Below are 17,273 nucleotides of genomic sequence, written 5' to 3'. Positions count from 1 at the left end.
TATTGTGACAGTTTGGTGAATTGAATTCAGAAATAATGTAAGCTCTAAGCTTGTGCAGTTTACCCTGTTTTATCTTTGGAAAAAACCTAACTCTATGTCAACATCCCTATTAATTATGCTAGTTGCTGCCTATTTAATCGGATCAATGTCTGGCGCTCGAATTACGGCCTTCTTGTTTAATACTTCCAATCCAACTGAACATGGTTCAAAAAACCCAGGTGCAACAAATATGTACCGTATAGCGGGTTTTAAAGCAGCAATCGTAACTTTTTTGTTTGATGTTTTGAAAGGTACAATTCCATTATGGGGCGCTTATTTTTTAGGTTTTCAACCATTGGAGTTAGGACTTATTGCAATAAGTTGCTGTATAGGTCATATATTTCCTATCTACCACAAATTTAAAGGTGGTAAAGCAGTCGCAACCGCTTTTGGGGTTTTACTGCCCATTGGTTTGGAATTGGGATTAGCGCTAGCTTTGACATGGTTAATAACGGCTTACAAAACTCGCTATTCTTCAATAGCTTCTATTGTCGCAGTTTCTCTAGCGCCGCTATATGTTTGGTTACTCAAACCAAAATACACTTACGCAGTTATTATGCTGACAATCTTAATCATCATTCGCCACTTACCTAACATCAAACGACTGCTACAAGGGCAAGAGCCTAAGATTGATGACAAGCGTGACAGAACAAACAACTAGCTTATCAAACTATCCAACATTAAGATTAGCTAACCTGAGTTCAAATTTGTTGGATTTCGATTATATCATCAAGCTTTAATATGCCAGCGACCAGCTTTTCTTTGACAGACTTGGTTAAGCGCTTGATTCTATATTCAAGTTGATAGGCCTGTTTCTTTGATTGTGTCTCGTAACTGTATTCCAATGAGATAGCTTTGCGTGCTCGAAAGTATTTAGCTGCTAGCTTAGGGTTGGATTTATGTTCGTTAAATCTGCGTTCAACGTCCGTTGTCACCCCCGTATATAAACTATTATCATCTGTACGTATCATATACACGTACCAATTCACTTGGCTAGATTTAGATGTTTGTTCAAGTTTAGACATTAGCAAAGGTGAAAGTTATAACAGTTTATTTTTTGTGACTAGTATAAACGAAAAAACCCAGCAAAAGCTGGGTTTAAAATGAGAACCTGATAATGTGCTACTCTCACATGGGAACTCCCACACTACCATCGCCGCAATTGTGTTTCACTTCTGAGTTCGAAATGGATCAGGTGGTGCCACAATGCTATCGTCATCAGGAAAAACTGGTTAATTTCTAGTTTTTCTTTTATTTAAATTTGAAGCCTGGCAGTGTGCTACTCTCACATGGGAACTCCCACACTACCATCGCCGCTATTGTGTTTCACTTCTGAGTTCGAAATGGATCAGGTGGTTCCACAATGCTATCGCCGCCAGGCATAAACTGACGTGAATGGATTCACTAATGTCGCGATGCCATGGATGGCAAGGAGCGACGTCTAGCAGACAATATATTTGTCTATCCAAACACTTTAATCTGAAATTATAAAAGCCTAATCTTTAAGTTCTATTCAATCTGTTGTTTATCTAATCTATTCAATCAAACAACTTCTTTCTTTGTATTCTTCGCAACCCAATAAACATTTGGCGTTGTATGGTTAAGCCGCACGGGCAATTAGTATTGGTTAGCTCAATGCCTCACAGCACTTACACACCCAACCTATCAACCTCGTAGTCTACAAGGGCCCTACAGGACCTCAAGGGTCTGTGACAACTCATCTCGGGGCTCGCTTCCCGCTTAGATGCTTTCAGCGGTTATCGATTCCGAACTTAGCTACCCGGCAATGCTCTTGGCAGAACAACCGGAACACCAGAGGTTCGTCCACTCCGGTCCTCTCGTACTAGGAGAAGCCCCCCTCAATTCTCAAACGCCCACGGCAGATAGGGACCGAACTGTCTCACGACGTTCTAAACCCAGCTCGCGTACCACTTTAAATGGCGAACAGCCATACCCTTGGGACCGACTTCAGCCCCAGGATGTGATGAGCCGACATCGAGGTGCCAAACACCGCCGTCGATATGAACTCTTGGGCGGTATCAGCCTGTTATCCCCGGAGTACCTTTTATCCGTTGAGCGATGGCCCTTCCATTCAGAACCACCGGATCACTATGACCTGCTTTCGCACCTGCTCGACGTGTCTGTCTCGCAGTTAAGCTGGCTTATGCCATTGCACTAACCGTACGATGTCCGACCGTACTTAGCCAACCTTCGTGCTCCTCCGTTACGCTTTGGGAGGAGACCGCCCCAGTCAAACTACCCACCAGGCAATGTCCGCATCCCAGATTATGGGACAACGTTAGAACATCAAACATACAAGGGTGGTATTTCAAGGATGGCTCCACACACACTGGCGTGCATGCTTCAAAGCCTCCCACCTATCCTACACATGTAGGTTCAATGTTCACTGCCAAGCTATAGTAAAGGTTCACGGGGTCTTTCCGTCTAGCCGCGGGTACACTGCATCTTCACAGCAAGTTCAATTTCACTGAGTCCCGGGTGGAGACAGCGTGGCCATGATTACACCATTCGTGCAGGTCGGAACTTACCCGACAAGGAATTTCGCTACCTTAGGACCGTTATAGTTACGGCCGCCGTTTACCGGGGCTTCGATCAAGAGCTTCTCCAAAGGATAACCCCATCAATTAACCTTCCGGCACCGGGCAGGTGTCACACCGTATACGTCATCTTTCGATTTTGCACAGTGCTGTGTTTTTAATAAACAGTTCCAGCCACCTGGTTACTTCGACCACCTCTCGCTCCAGGCGTAAAGCCCTTCACAATAACGTGGCGTACCTTCTCCCGAAGTTACGGTACTATTTTGCCTAGTTCCTTCACCCGGGTTCTCTCAAGCGCCTTAGTATTCTCTACCTGACCACCTGTGTCGGTTTCGGGTACGGTTCTTATTAACCTGATGCTTAGAAGATTTTCCTGGAAGCCGGGCATCAACTACTTCGTTACCTTAGTAACTCGTCTCGTATCTCAGCCTAATAAAGTTCCGGATTTGCCTAGAACTTTAGCCTACTTACTTTCACTTGGACAACCAACGCCAAGCTAGTTTAGCCTTCTCCGTCTCTCCATCGCAGTTAATAAAAGTACAGGAATATTAACCTGTTTCCCATCGACTACGCATCTCTGCCTCGCCTTAGGGGCCGACTTACCCTGCCCTGATTAGCATGGGACAGGAAACCTTGGTCTTTCGGCGAGCGGGTTTTTCACCCGCTTTATCGTTACTCATGTCAGCATTCGCACTTCTGATACCTCCAGCATGCTTTACAACACACCTTCAACAGCTTACAGAACGCTCCCCTACCACTCATACAAAGTATGAATCCGCAGCTTCGGTTACTAATTTAGCCCCGTTACATCTTCCGCGCAGGCCGACTCGACTAGTGAGCTATTACGCTTTCTTTAAAGGGTGGCTGCTTCTAAGCCAACCTCCTAGCTGTCTAAGCCTTCCCACATCGTTTCCCACTTAATTAGTATTTGGGACCTTAGCTGGCGGTCTGGGTTGTTGCCCTCTTCACGACGGACGTTAGCACCCGCCGTGTGTCTCCCGGATAGTACTCACTGGTATTCGGAGTTTGCAAAGGGTTGGTAAGTCGGGATGACCCCCTAGCCTTAACAGTGCTCTACCCCCAGTGGTATTCGTCCGAGGCGCTACCTAAATAGCTTTCGGGGAGAACCAGCTATCTCCCGGCTTGATTAGCCTTTCACTCCGACCCACAGGTCATCTCCTAATTTTTCAACATTAGTGAGTTCGGTCCTCCAGTTGATGTTACTCAACCTTCAACCTGCCCATGGGTAGATCGCCGGGTTTCGGGTCTATACCCAGCAACTGAACGCGCAGTTAACACTCGCTTTCGCTACGGCTCCCCTAAAAGGTTAACCTTGCTACTGAATATAAGTCGCTGACCCATTATACAAAAGGTACGCAGTCACAGAACTAGTCTGCTCCCACTGCTTGTACGTACACGGTTTCAGGTTCTATTTCACTCCCCTTACAGGGGTTCTTTTCGCCTTTCCCTCACGGTACTGGTTCACTATCGGTCAATTGGGAGTATTTAGCCTTGGAGGATGGTCCCCCCATATTCAGTCAAGATAACACGTGTCCCGACCTACTTAATATGTATCATAGTGTTTTTCGCATACAGGACTATCACCTACTATGGTCAAACTTTCCAGAATGTTCTGCTGAACACTATGATATCGGCTGTTCCGCTTTCGCTCGCCGCTACTGACGGAATCTCGGTTGATTTCTGTTCCTCCGGGTACTTAGATGTTTCAGTTCTCCGGGTTTGCTTCTTACAGCTATGTATTCACTGCAAGATACTCTATAAAGAGTGGGTTGCCCCATTCGGAAATCTTGGTCTCATGCGTCTTTTATCGACTCGACCAAGCTTATCGCAGATTAACACGTCCTTCATCGCCTCCAATTGCCAAGGCATCCACCGTGCACGCTTAGTCACTTAACCATACAACCCGAATGTTTATCGGTTTGCATCATTAAACAACGCTTCGTTTATTTGAATATGTCTTTCGACATATTCTGGATTAGAATACTTGGTTTGCTTGATTAAACTCGTTAGATTCAGATTTAAAATTGAACTTAAAAATTTAATTTTAGCTTTTACATTTTCAGATTGTTAAAGAGCATAGGTTATTAAAACCAAATTAAAATAAGCTTGTTTATCATAAAGTAAACTTACTTGGATTTGATTTCGACTTCGTGTTAAGTTTTAGAAAGTGGTGGAGCTAAGCAGGATCGAACTGCTGACCTCCTGCGTGCAAGGCAGGCGCTCTCCCAGCTGAGCTATAGCCCCATTTTCTGGTACTTTTCTTTCATCGTTCGCTGTGAGTTTTTCTGTTTAATTTAGTGCTAGGCAAGGCATTTTGATATAAAGTTTAGTTCGCTAAACGAATATCAAAATAACGCAGCATAGTGCTAAATTTGGTAGGTCTGGGCAGACTTGAACTGCCGACCTCACCCTTATCAGGGGTGCGCTCTAACCAGCTGAGCTACAGACCTATTCTTTCAAACTTCAGCCTGTAACGACTTTTTGAAGTCTTTAACCTTTAGTAACCAATTTATTTATCTGTGTGAACACTCAGCACGTTTAATAGCATCATTAAGGAGGTGATCCAGCCCCAGGTTCCCCTAGGGCTACCTTGTTACGACTTCACCCCAGTCATGAACCACAAAGTGGTAAGCGCCCAATGTTAAGCTACCTACTTCTTTTGCAGCCCACTCCCATGGTGTGACGGGCGGTGTGTACAAGGCCCGGGAACGTATTCACCGCAGCATTCTGATCTGCGATTACTAGCGATTCCGACTTCATGGAGTCGAGTTGCAGACTCCAATCCGGACTACGAACAGCTTTAAGGGATTCGCGTACTCTCGCAAGTTAGCTGCCCTCTGTACTGTCCATTGTAGCACGTGTGTAGCCCATCCCGTAAGGGCCATGATGACTTGACGTCGTCCCCACCTTCCTCCGGTTTATCACCGGCAGTCTCCTTAGAGTCCCCAACTTAATGCTGGCAACTAAGGATAAGGGTTGCGCTCGTTGCGGGACTTAACCCAACATTTCACAACACGAGCTGACGACAGCCATGCAGCACCTGTCTCAGAGTTCCCGAAGGCACAATTCTATCTCTAGAAAATTCTCTGGATGTCAAGGGATGGTAAGGTTCTTCGCGTTGCATCGAATTAAACCACATGCTCCACCGCTTGTGCGGGCCCCCGTCAATTCATTTGAGTTTTAACCTTGCGGCCGTACTCCCCAGGCGGTCTACTTAGCGCGTTAGCTTCGCTACTCACGCATTAAATGCACAAACAGCAAGTAGACATCGTTTACGGCGTGGACTACCAGGGTATCTAATCCTGTTCGCTACCCACGCTTTCGCACCTCAGTGTCAGTAATGGGCCAGGGGGCCGCCTTCGCCACCGGTATTCCTCCAGATCTCTACGCATTTCACCGCTACACCTGGAATTCTACCCCCCTCTCCCTTACTCTAGACAGACAGTTCTGAATGCACGGCCGAGGTTGAGCCCCGGTTTTTCACACCCAGCTTATCTATCCACCTACGTGCGCTTTACGCCCAGTAATTCCGATTAACGCTTGCACCCTCCGTATTACCGCGGCTGCTGGCACGGAGTTAGCCGGTGCTTCTTCTGTTGTTAACGTCACAGATAGCAGGTATTAACTACTACCCTTTCCTCACAACTGAAAGTGCTTTACAACCCGAAGGCCTTCTTCACACACGCGGCATGGCTGCATCAGGCTTGCGCCCATTGTGCAATATTCCCCACTGCTGCCTCCCGTAGGAGTCTGGGCCGTGTCTCAGTCCCAGTGTGGCTGATCATCCTCTCAAACCAGCTAGAGATCGTCGCCTTGGTGAGCCATTACCTCACCAACTAGCTAATCTCACTTGGGTTCATCTCGTCGCAAGAGCCTAAGCCCTCTTTAACCCGTAGGTATTATGCGGTATTAGCCATCGTTTCCAATGGTTATCCCCCACAACAAGGCAGATCCCCAAGCATTACTCACCCGTCCGCCGCTCGTCATCATCTAGCAAGCTAGATATGTTACCGCTCGACTTGCATGTGTTAGGCCTGCCGCCAGCGTTCAATCTGAGCCATGATCAAACTCTTCATAAAAAAGTTTTAATCTTTGTCTCAATCTTACTGAATTAACAAGTATGTCACTTCTGATAGATTGAATAATTTTTTGTCTATTCAAACTATGCGAGTGCCCACACAGATAAATAAGGTTACTAATTTTTAAAGAACATTTTAGCGAGCAACTTATGTTTAACTCGTTAAGTGAGGCGCGCATTCTACGCTTCTCATTCCGCTTGTCAACCCTTTATTTTTAAGCTTTTCGAGAAAGTTTTAAAAACAAGTTTTTGATTCAAGCTAGCAGGATTTGGAGGAGTTGAACTTCACCGCGTCGCTGCGTTGTGGTGGCGCATTATAGGGAGAAAAGAATTGCCGTCAATACGTTTTTTGAAGTTTTTATCGTTTTTAGATTCGTTCGGTTATTTTTCAAACAAAAGCTAAGTTTTTGCATGCATAAAGAACAAAAAAGCGGCAATTAAGCCGCTTTTTTATTTGTTCGATGTTATCCGAGTAAGTTTATTTATCAGACTGCTCTTTTTTATCTATGTCGGTTGTCTCTATTTCTGTTTGCTCGCCGTCGCTTACTTCATTAGAAGTTTGTTCAACTGAAGAATCTAATTCTTCAGGATCTTTCTCAACTACATCTCGTGCTTTTAATTCTTTAACGCTGCGGTAGGTAATGATTGGTCCAGACAAAGCGTATAAAGAAAACAAAGTAAACAATACTAAAGCTGGTTCAGTTGCTACTACTACAAATACAAGTACCACTAACAAAATACCAATAAATGGTACGCTTGATTTCCAGTTAACTTCTTTAAATGAAGAGTATCTAAAGTTGCTCACCATTAATAAGCCAGTTAAGATGGTGATCACAGTTGCTAAAAAGCCAAATGACCCTCTATCTAAATCATACTCAGCGCCCAACCAAACCATACCAGCAACAATTGCCGCAGCAGCTGGGCTGGCTAAACCTTTAAAGTAACGTTTATCGGCAGTATCAACAGTTGTATTAAAGCGAGCTAAACGCAGCGCGGCACCCGCGGTATAAATAAACGCAGCCAACCAACCTATTTTACCTAAATCGTGTAACGCCCAGTTATACGCAACTAATGCAGGCGCAATACCAAACGACACCATGTCGGCCATACTGTCGTATTCAGCACCAAATGGACTTTGCGTATTGGTCATACGAGCGACACGTCCGTCGAGCGCATCAAAAATCATTGCAATAAAAATGGCCACTGCCGCACTTTCAAACTGGTTATTCATAGATGCAATAACTGCATAAAAACCGGAAAACAAACCGCCAGTGGTTAATAAGTTAGGAAGAAGATAAATTCCTTTTCTGTGATTGTGCACAGTTTCGCTATTGTCAGACATATTTTCTCTAGAGATAAAAGCCTGCGCTGAGGCAGGCTATATTTTATGATTTTGAAATGAATACTAATTTATCATCTTTTTCATCAACAACAATGGTTTTTTCCAAAGGGAGTTTGCCAGAGAGCAAATCTTGCGCTAACGGATTCTCAATTTGTTGTTGAATTGCGCGTTTAAGTGGCCTTGCGCCAAATACAGGATCAAATCCCACTGCAGCAAGTTTATCCAACGCACGTTCACTAATTTTAAAGCCATAACCTTTTTGCTCTAATCTAGCTTTTAAACTAGATAACTGGATTTTGGCAATATTTTTAATATGTTCAGCTTGTAAAGGGTGGAACACAACAGTTTCATCAATACGATTAATAAACTCAGGTCTAAAGTGTGTACCAACAATTTCCATCACTGCACTGCGCATATCTTCAAAACTAGCATTCTTAAATTGCTCTTGAATAACATCCGAACCTAAATTCGACGTCATAATCACAACAGTATTTTTAAAGTCGACCGTGCGCCCTTGTCCATCGGTTAAACGGCCGTCATCCAACAACTGCAATAAAATGTTAAATACATCAGGGTGCGCTTTTTCAACTTCATCCAACAAAATAACTGAATAAGGTTTGCGTCGCACTGCCTCAGTTAAATAACCGCCCTCTTCGTAACCAACATATCCAGGAGGCGCACCAAGTAAACGTGACACCGCATGTTTTTCCATAAACTCAGACATGTCGATACGCACCATAGAGGCTTCAGTATCAAATAAAAAGTTCGCCAAGGCTTTACACAATTCAGTTTTACCCACGCCTGTTGGGCCTAAGAATAAAAACGAACCGATTGGACGATTTGGATCAGACAAACCAGCGCGTGAACGACGAATTGCATTTGCCACAGAAGCAACAGCTTCGTGCTGGCCAACTACACGTTTGTGTAATTCATCTTCCATACGCAACAATTTATCACGTTCACCTTCAAGCATTTTAGCAACTGGAATACCTGTCCAACGCGACAAGACTTCGGCAATTTCGGCATCTGTTACTCTGTGTTTAAGCAAACTCATATCTTGCATTTCAGCTTGTACAGCTAAATCGAGTTGACGCTCTAACGCTGGAATTTTACCGTACTGCAATTCAGACATACGGTTTAAGTCACCCGCACGGCGAGCAATATCTAAATCTAACCTTGCTTGTTCAAGCGCAGTTTTAATATTTTGCGCACCTTGCAATGCCGCTTTTTCAGCATTCCAAATTTCTTCTAAGTCAGCAAATTTGCGTTCATTCTCGTGAATTTCTTGTTCAAGCAACTGCAAACGCTTTTTACTTGCATCGTCACGCTCTTTTGATAACGCCTGCTTTTCCAATTTTAATTGAATAGTACGGCGCTCTAATCTATCTAACTCTTCTGGTTTAGAATCGATTTGCATACGAATGCTAGAAGCTGCTTCGTCAATTAAGTCGATGGCTTTATCAGGCAATTGGCGATCTGCAATATATCTATGCGACAAAGATGCTGCCGCAACAATTGCTGGATCGGTAATTTCTACTGAGTGATGCAACTCGTAGCGCTCTTTTAAACCACGTAAAATTGCAATAGTGTCATCGACTGTTGGTTGTTCAACTAATACTTTTTGGAAACGACGCTCAAGTGCTGCATCTTTTTCAATAAATTGGCGATATTCATCTAAAGTGGTTGCGCCAACACAATGGAGTTCACCACGAGCAAGTGCAGGTTTAAGCATATTGCCAGCGTCCATTGCGCCTTCACCTTTACCTGCACCAACCATAGTGTGTAATTCATCAATAAATAGAATGACTCGGCCTTCTTCTTTGGCAAGCTCGTTTAACACAGCTTTTAAACGCTCTTCAAACTCACCACGGTATTTAGCACCCGCAACTAAAGAGCCCATATCTAACGACAATACACGTTTGTCTTTTAAGCCCTCTGGCACTTCACCATTAATAATGCGTTGAGCTAACCCTTCAGCAATAGCAGTTTTACCTACACCCGGCTCACCAATTAACACAGGGTTATTTTTAGTACGGCGTTGTAATACTTGAATAGTGCGGCGAATTTCTTCATCACGGCCAATTACAGGGTCTAACTTGCCTTGCTCAGCTCTGGCAGTTAAATCTAATGTGAATTTTTCTAACGCTTGGCGTTTTTCTTCCGCATTTGGATCGTCAACATTTTGCCCACCACGAATTTGCTCAATGGCTTTTTCTAAACTTTGTTGGCTAGCACCTAAACGACGTAAAATACCACCTAACTCGCCTTTATCTTCAATTGCAGCAAGTAGAAATATTTCCGATGAAATAAATTTGTCTTTGCGTTTTTGTGCAAGCTTGTCAGATAAATTAAGAATATTGATAAGAGAGCGCGAAAGCTGAACTTCGGCATCTGCTCCTTCAACTTTGGCAAGCCTGTCTAATGCTTCAGCTAGTTGTGATCTCAAACCAGTAACGTTAACACCGGCTAAATTTAAAATGCTGCGAACAGAACCGCTGTCTTGATTAAGCAGCGAGTACATTAAATGAATAGGTTCAATAAATTGATGATCGCGCCCAAGCGCTAAAGACTGAGCATCAGAAATTGCAATTTGAAATTGGCTGGTCAATTTATCTAGTCGCATAACAACCCCATTTACCTGTTTGGCTGATATTTTGTATAACTAGAAAATGGGTATCAGGAAAAAATAATTCAAGAGCAACTAAAGATAAAATATGATCTAGCGCAAACTAATCGATCCAGATCAAACTTGCTTGCCGACCAGTCACCCCTTCTTTGCGATAACTAAAATATTTATCGCTATTGGTAACAGTGCATTCAAAATCAGAATAAATTTCAGTAACGTTAAGTTTATTTAACTCAATACTGGCTAACTTAAAAATATCCGCCAAAAACTTAGTTTGATTAGACGAAGGTTTAAAAGCCTGCGCGTAACTTTCATCCACGTCAACAAAAGCTTGTTTAACCTCAGTGCCAACTTCAAAAGCATCTTTACCAATTGCCGGGCCAAACCAAACTAAAATATCACTCGCTACAATCGCATTTTTAGCTATGGCCGACTGAATAACTTGGGTTAACAACTGCTGCTGCAAGCCACGCCAACCACAATGCACTGCCGCAACAAAGTTTGCGTTTTTGTCAGTTAATAAAACAGGTAAACAATCTGCCGTCATTACCACACATACTTGTTTAGGTTTATGAGTGATAGAGGCATCGGCCACTGGCACAGTATTAAAATTATCTAATTTAGATAAATCGACACAATTATTACCATGCACCTGCTCAAGCCAAACAATAGGATGTTCAATATCTAACAATTGGCGGTTTTGCTCAACCACAGCGGCGTCATCTGCTACATGCATGGCTAAATTAAAACAGGAATAAGGCGCTGTGCTTAAACCATTTAAACGTGTTGTTTGCATGGCCTTAACCTTGGCAGGTGCAGGCCAATTGGGCTCAAAACAACGGTTTGAATTAGTCATTATCCAAACCGTTTAATTTAGTGTCTTCACGCAAAATAGCAGCAATGGTGGTCATATCTTCTGGTACTGGTGCTTCAAACTGCATCCACTCACCTGTTGCTGGGTGTTCCAACTCCAAAATTGCAGCATGCAAAGCTTGACGACGAAAACCACGTAACGCTTCAATTAAACCTTCAACCGCACCTTTTGGTGGGCGAACTTTACCGCCGTATGCATAATCACCCACCAAAGGATGTTTTAAATGCGACATATGCACACGAATTTGGTGAGTACGGCCAGTTTCTAACCGCAAACGCAAACGTGTATGCGCGCGATATTTTTCAGCAACACGATAATGCGTAACCGCTGGTTTACCGTCGTGCACTACAGCTTGAATAGTACGTTTAGTTGGATGACGACCAATTGGGTAATCCGCCACACCACCCGCTGTCATAGTGCCATTTACAATAGCTTCGTATTCACGCGTTACCGTTTTGTCTTGCAATTGAGCAACCAATGAAGTTTGTGCAGGTAAATTTTTCGCAACAACCATTAAACCTGTAGTGTCTTTATCTAAACGATGCACAATACCCGCGCGTGGCACTTGCTCAATTTGTGGGTAATGATGCAGCAACGCATTTAAAATTGTGCCTTTTGGGTTGCCCGCACCTGGGTGCACAACCAAATTAGCCGGTTTATTTATCACTAAAATATCGTCGTCTTCGTAAACAATATCTAGCTCAATATCTTGTGCCGGCGCTTCAACTTCAGCTTTAATTTCGGCTTCAATTTCAATAAGTTCGCCGCCTAAAACCTTTTCGCGCGGTTTAGTTGCAACCACACCATCCACAGTAATATGGCCAGCTAATAACCATTCTTTTAAACGAGATCGAGAATATTCAGGGAACAATTCTGAAATTGCTTGATCTAAACGGCTACCAATTGCGGTTTGGGGTAGCGTACCAGTTAATGTAATTTTTTCTGTCATATCGCGCTCTGAATGATAAATCTGTGCAACTTGGCTTGCCCTAGGTTAGAATGGGCAGATTATTATACAGATTAAATTACCATTTAAAATAAGAGGGAGTTCAGGTTGAACTTGAAACATAGCCTAATTGTGGGTGCTTTGGCGCTAAATGTACTTGCTGGATGTTCAAACACCCCAGATGAAATAGTAGTTGCAGAGCAATCTGCAGTAGAAGCTCAATACAACGAAGCAAAAGATTTATTACTTCAAGGTAATTATGTAAGAGCGGCAGAAATTTTATCAGCACTTGATGCAAGCTTCCCTTTTGGCCCATATTCGCACCAAATTCAGCTAGACCTAATATACTCGTACTACAAAACTGACAATACAGCGCAAGCTTTAGCGTCGATAGACCGCTTTTTAAAATTAAACCCAACCCACACAGATATCGACTATGTGTACTACATGCGCGGTTTAACCAACACCAAAGCGGCACAAAATGCCTTGCAAGAAATGGTGGGCATAGAGCGATTTGACCGCGACATTACCGAACACAGAGAAGCGTTTAACGACTTTAACACTATAATTAACCAATACCCGCACAGCAAATACGCTAAAGACGCGCGCCAACGCATGATTTTTATAAAAGACTTTATAGCAAAAAGTGAATTGGCCGTAGCGCAATACTACATGAAACGCGGCAGCTACGTAGCAGCAGCAAACCGCGCACAATATGTATTGGAAAATTTAGGCGACACCCAACAAGTAGAAAAAGCATTAGAAATGATGTTAGAAAGCTACCACCAGCTTAAATTAACCGATTTGTACAACAATACCTACCAAGTATTGAAGCTAAACTACCCTGATAACCCAATGGTTAACTAAGCTAGTATTAGCGTTTAAAGTATGAAATAAGCCAGATTTGATTGGGGATTGAATCTGGCTTTTTTTTCTTCGGCTGATAGCTCCGCTATTTTAAAATACCCATTTTGCTCTAAAGCAAACAATTCATCATCCAACAGCCTAAGGTAAGTTTCCATTACTACGCTGGATAATTTGGGAATAGACGATTAAAGAATATGTAAGTTATCGACAGAGCTGAAAATCAGTCTAATCTATAATCGTACACCTAAAGCTACCAGCATCAAAACCCGCTTAAAGCCCAACCAATTTTACATTTTTTCTGATGAATGATTGCCGTACGAGGCTATAAAACTTTTCTTTAATAGTTGGGTGAAACAAACCTCTCCCCTCTGTGAGGTTCCGACAACCATTACTTTATAGACTGAGCTATATAAGCCGGATTCCTAATTCTTTTCTTTGTGTCCATTTGCAATAACTTCATATAGCTCTTGATTTAGTTCGATAAATTTAAACATCCATTCAAAAAAATTTAGTTCATAACCTTGGACTGGATTCGGCATCAATTTATTAATATGCGATTTGGGATAAATTTCAATTCTTTTAGAATCAGTGCCCCTCATTATTATATAATTTGAATTTAGAGCAATGAATTCCATCGACTCTCCCAAAACCATTTTTTCATCAAACTCTACTAAATACATAGGCTGATAGTCATCTGATTTAATCTTCTGGATTTCAGAGTCAACTTTAGTGTTCAAATTCCAGAAAAAGCCAATGCAGACAAAAACGCAACTAAAAATTTTTATTGGATGCTTGAAGTAATGAAAAGGGATCTTCTCTATAAAATAGAGTGAAACGATTAACCCATTCATGGCAAGAACCGTGTAATTTCTACCCGAGTGGTCTTGGAATAAAGAAATCAATTCCATGATATTTATAAGTATGATCAACAAGGGAAAGGAAACTGGAGGCTTGTCGTTAATTTGAAGCTTTAGCTGATTTTCCTTTATTCTATTGTCTAATTGATTACTTGCACCTAATAAAAAGAAGACGACAAATATAGCTGTCCATATAAAAGGGGTAACAATTAGACTTACACTTGTAGAAATATAGTCAGATAATAAATAAAAATGGTCACTGTTAACATTGAGCTCGCTTAGCAAACTATGATTGTAATAATACCCACTGATTAAAAAAAGCGTTGAAAACATACTAAGTAAAATTGTTACATCGGATGGCGTTAAAGAGATTTTACCGATCTGCTCTTCTTTTACTTTTGCTATTTTATTTTTAAGTATCTGATTAAGTTTTTTCTGTAGTACTTTCCTTTCAGTCTTCACTTCATTTAACCGTTTATCAAATGACTTTGTCTCAAAGGGCTCGATATCTGCGTTAAATAACTTTGCTTTGGCGGTATGTTCGTCTGAGATTTGTGTTGTGTCTGTTAAGGAGGCTTTTGAAAAAGCATAAGAGATAGCCAAATGATATTCTGCAAGTAAATTTTGCACATTTTTATTGGTTTCTAATGTGTGCGTAAGTTCCTGAACTTGTTCGAAATCGGTCTTATCGTCTATACCTGATGCTTCGACGTTTGAAAGCTTGTAAATAGCAGCAATAGCTAAATTAATGTTTTCGCTCACAGTATTGCTATCGAAGAGCTGACTGGCAATGATACGGGCATGAGAAATAGCCACATATCTAAATACATCTGATTTATTTGTAAGGTGCTTAATTGCCCATAACTCAAGTCTATATATCGCGTTTAATACAAAAACGCCTATTTTGTGTCTTATTTTCCTCACTTCTATACCTAACCATCCGTGCCGACTATGATTGGTTTCATATTTTACTTGTTTATGCAATTTTCAACAGAGAAAGTTCTTAAATTGAAATATTAATTGCATAGCTGCTTCTACCCATCCGGCAACCGTCAAAGGTAGCTATCGTTCAAGGTTAAAAATTAATTCACACCACTCCATCAAAATCCCCCACTAACAAATACCTAGTACTCCTGCCTCCAGCACCTGACTTAACTAAACATCCATTTTCAACCAGTGCAGCTAAATGCCTTGTTGCCGTTGGTCTAATTACTTTTGTTACTTTTTGGTATTGGCTGGTGTTTATGCCTTGGTCAAAATCACCATCTAACATGCAGTTTAATACTTTAACTTCTTCGCTGGTGAGTTTTGTTTGGTCTATTCGTCATGAATTTTATTAGTCCACCTTGCTCTAAATAACCCTGTGGTGGCTAAATACAGCAAGTAACTGCGCAGTGGCGCAGGATACATAACACACGCATCTAAAATAACTGTGTATGATGCCATTAATATCCCATATCCATTTCTTGATCTAATGCAGTTAATTCATCAAGCGCAGCAAGACTTTGTTCTTCAAGATTTTTCTTATAAGCCATTACATCAGCAAAAGCGACTTTACGACGATTACCAGTCCGAGTGAAAGGAACAACTCCAGAATCTAATAACTTGATAAATGTTGGACGAGAAATATTAAGTAAATCAGCTGCTTCTTGCGTTGTAAGTTCAGCATGAATTGGTGTGATACTCACTGAGTTTCCCTGCCCTAGCTGAGTTAACACTTCAATCATTAAACTAAGCGCACTCGCTGGAATAGTTACCTCGTGAGCTTTACCACTTTTATCAACTATGTTTATTGTTTGAGCTTCTCCATTTGTTTCCATCACGGCGGAAAGCTCTTGGCTACCAAGCCTAGCCAATGCAATTTCTTCAGCACTTGGTAATGTTGTAGCTATGCTCATAGTTACTCTCGCTAACCTAAGTTATAAATTTCGGTACCTGTTTAATTATCCGAAATATTCGAAAGAAGTCAATATTTGAAATATTCGAAACAACTGTGCGAAAGCCTAAATCAAGACTTTAACTAACAGTATTTCTGTTAAGAATACATTTTAATCTCAGCCAAAAGCATAAAGCGGCTCTGCTTCCACTTCTAAATTACTGTTTACATACAAATCATACTTGGTCTGCAGACTCAGCCAAAATGCAGCATTAATACCGGTAGATCGCTCTAACTTATATGCTAACGGCGCTGTCACTGACACTTTGCCATTTACAAAATTATTCAAATGAGGTCGGTTAACATGCATCAACTTAGCGGCTTGAACAATTGTAATCTTGTGCCTATCTAAAATACGCTTTTTAAAAATAGCTCCAGGATGCTGAGCTGGTAATTTATTGCTTCTAACTATGCTCATATGTCACCTAATTAAACTCGTTTAAATTAACATTGTAAGCGTCACCGTGGCGATACAAACAGGTAACACTGCCAACTGGCTCTACACTATTAACTGTAATGGTAACCGCCCAATTTTCTGGTTCGTACTCGTCAATCTTGAAACCACCGAGTAATTCTAGGTCAGTAATACAAGTTGACGAATCTAACAAATCTAACACTTCAATTACTTCATAAACATAAATACTCGGTAATAGCGAAATATCACCCGTCGTCCATAACCTCTCTAAAACATTTGATTTAAAGCTAACAATCAAAATCTACAACCCTTTGTATAGTGTATGCTCACACAATACAAAAATAAAAATGTAATATCAATAACGATTTTGTTAAATGTAATAAATTTGGATAGCAAATTAGAGCCTTGTGCAAAATGGCTGGTTCCGCAGCTATAACTCGTTTTACCCCAAAATGAATCAACGTAAATGATCTAAGAGCGGCTTTGCGCGAAAGCAGGCAGTTAGACGGGTAAACACGTTTTTGGACCGAAATGGGTTAGGTCTGCAACTGAAAAGAACTCTAAACACATTAGTTTTTTATTGCGGTTTATTAAATTACACAAGTCTAAGATGAATATAAATGCGAAAGTTTCCTGATTTAGTTGTTCAGTACAGACAAGGGTGTACCTCGCGTACTACTCACGCAGCAACTATTTGGATTTTACCAGTGCAAT

The 17,273-nt window shown here is 41.7% G+C and carries 12 protein-coding genes, 2 tRNA genes, 4 rRNA genes and 1 pseudogene; 2 read left to right on the top strand and 17 right to left on the bottom strand.

Features of this window, described 5'->3' with window-relative positions; translation table 11 throughout:
* Positions 1-94 precede the first annotated feature (94 nt).
* Entirely contained in the window at positions 95-700 is a 606-nt protein-coding gene (gene plsY, locus ACMZOO_RS16525) for a glycerol-3-phosphate 1-O-acyltransferase PlsY (protein ID WP_440904392.1), read from the top strand.
* A gap of 40 nt (positions 701-740) precedes the next feature.
* Here the strand turns inward: plsY and ACMZOO_RS16520 are convergent, their stop codons facing one another.
* The 11 genes from ACMZOO_RS16520 to rluD form a co-directional block, all read right to left on the bottom strand.
* Entirely contained in the window at positions 741-1,064 is a 324-nt protein-coding gene (locus tag ACMZOO_RS16520) for a GIY-YIG nuclease family protein (RefSeq protein WP_440904391.1), read from the bottom strand.
* An 84-nt stretch (positions 1,065-1,148) separates the two neighbouring features.
* Positions 1,149-1,262: ribosomal RNA gene (gene rrf / locus ACMZOO_RS16515) — 5S ribosomal RNA — on the bottom strand.
* Positions 1,263-1,305: 43 nt separating this feature from the next.
* Positions 1,306-1,419, bottom strand: a 5S ribosomal RNA gene (gene rrf / locus ACMZOO_RS16510).
* Positions 1,420-1,635: 216 nt separating this feature from the next.
* Positions 1,636-4,514: ribosomal RNA gene (locus ACMZOO_RS16505) — 23S ribosomal RNA — on the bottom strand.
* Between the two features lie 272 nt (positions 4,515-4,786).
* A tRNA-Ala gene (locus ACMZOO_RS16500) sits at positions 4,787-4,862 on the bottom strand.
* Between the two features lie 129 nt (positions 4,863-4,991).
* Positions 4,992-5,068: transfer RNA gene (locus ACMZOO_RS16495), tRNA-Ile, on the bottom strand.
* A gap of 101 nt (positions 5,069-5,169) precedes the next feature.
* A 16S ribosomal RNA gene (locus ACMZOO_RS16490) occupies positions 5,170-6,697 on the bottom strand.
* Together the 16S, 23S and 5S rRNA genes with 2 tRNA genes alongside form the textbook arrangement of a ribosomal RNA operon.
* 477 nt (positions 6,698-7,174) lie before the next feature.
* Positions 7,175-8,038, bottom strand: a complete 864-nt coding sequence (gene pssA / locus ACMZOO_RS16485) for a CDP-diacylglycerol--serine O-phosphatidyltransferase (RefSeq protein ID WP_440904390.1) — start codon at positions 8,036-8,038, stop codon at positions 7,175-7,177.
* Positions 8,039-8,081: 43 nt separating this feature from the next.
* The gene (gene clpB, locus ACMZOO_RS16480; RefSeq protein ID WP_440904389.1) at positions 8,082-10,661 is read right to left on the bottom strand and encodes an ATP-dependent chaperone ClpB; all 2,580 of its coding nucleotides are present in this window, start codon (positions 10,659-10,661) and stop codon (positions 8,082-8,084) included.
* Positions 10,662-10,767: 106 nt separating this feature from the next.
* Entirely contained in the window at positions 10,768-11,520 is a 753-nt protein-coding gene (pgeF, locus tag ACMZOO_RS16475; RefSeq protein ID WP_440904388.1) for a peptidoglycan editing factor PgeF, read from the bottom strand.
* A complete protein-coding gene (rluD, locus tag ACMZOO_RS16470; protein ID WP_440904387.1) occupies positions 11,513-12,487 on the bottom strand; it encodes a 23S rRNA pseudouridine(1911/1915/1917) synthase RluD in 975 nt (324 codons plus the stop codon). The genes pgeF and rluD overlap by 8 nt, the downstream gene beginning before the upstream one ends.
* A gap of 105 nt (positions 12,488-12,592) precedes the next feature.
* Here rluD and ACMZOO_RS16465 point away from each other — a divergent pair, with 105 nt between their 5' ends.
* Entirely contained in the window at positions 12,593-13,351 is a 759-nt protein-coding gene (locus ACMZOO_RS16465; RefSeq protein WP_016957281.1) for an outer membrane protein assembly factor BamD, read from the top strand.
* 422 nt (positions 13,352-13,773) lie between these two features.
* Here the strand turns inward: ACMZOO_RS16465 and ACMZOO_RS16460 are convergent, their stop codons facing one another.
* The 6 genes and pseudogenes from ACMZOO_RS16460 to ACMZOO_RS16435 form a co-directional block, all read right to left on the bottom strand.
* The gene (locus ACMZOO_RS16460) at positions 13,774-15,192 is read right to left on the bottom strand and encodes a hypothetical protein (protein WP_440904386.1); all 1,419 of its coding nucleotides are present in this window, start codon (positions 15,190-15,192) and stop codon (positions 13,774-13,776) included.
* 103 nt (positions 15,193-15,295) lie between these two features.
* Positions 15,296-15,532: pseudogene (locus ACMZOO_RS16455) on the bottom strand (DUF4172 domain-containing protein); the annotation flags it as partial.
* Positions 15,526-15,654, bottom strand: coding sequence for a hypothetical protein (locus tag ACMZOO_RS16450; RefSeq protein ID WP_440904385.1), 129 nt, complete (start codon positions 15,652-15,654; stop codon positions 15,526-15,528). The gene ACMZOO_RS16450 and the pseudogene ACMZOO_RS16455, both read right to left, overlap by 7 nt.
* Positions 15,654-16,106 carry a helix-turn-helix domain-containing protein gene (locus tag ACMZOO_RS16445; RefSeq protein WP_440904384.1) on the bottom strand — a complete coding sequence of 151 codons (453 nt, stop codon included), beginning with the start codon at positions 16,104-16,106 and terminating at the stop codon, positions 15,654-15,656. The genes ACMZOO_RS16450 and ACMZOO_RS16445 overlap by 1 nt, the downstream gene beginning before the upstream one ends.
* 156 nt (positions 16,107-16,262) lie before the next feature.
* Positions 16,263-16,562 carry a HigA family addiction module antitoxin gene (locus tag ACMZOO_RS16440; RefSeq protein WP_016957280.1) on the bottom strand — a complete coding sequence of 100 codons (300 nt, stop codon included), beginning with the start codon at positions 16,560-16,562 and terminating at the stop codon, positions 16,263-16,265.
* A 7-nt stretch (positions 16,563-16,569) separates the two neighbouring features.
* Positions 16,570-16,857: a hypothetical protein gene (locus ACMZOO_RS16435; protein WP_440904383.1), complete on the bottom strand. Its 288-nt coding sequence runs from the start codon at positions 16,855-16,857 to the stop codon at positions 16,570-16,572.
* Positions 16,858-17,273: the final 416 nt, after the last annotated feature.

Source organism: Catenovulum sp. SX2 (assembly GCF_052056295.1).
GTDB lineage: Bacteria > Pseudomonadota > Gammaproteobacteria > Enterobacterales > Alteromonadaceae > Catenovulum.
Note: the sequence above shows the minus strand (reverse complement) of the source record. Positions and strands in the feature narration are given on the sequence as shown.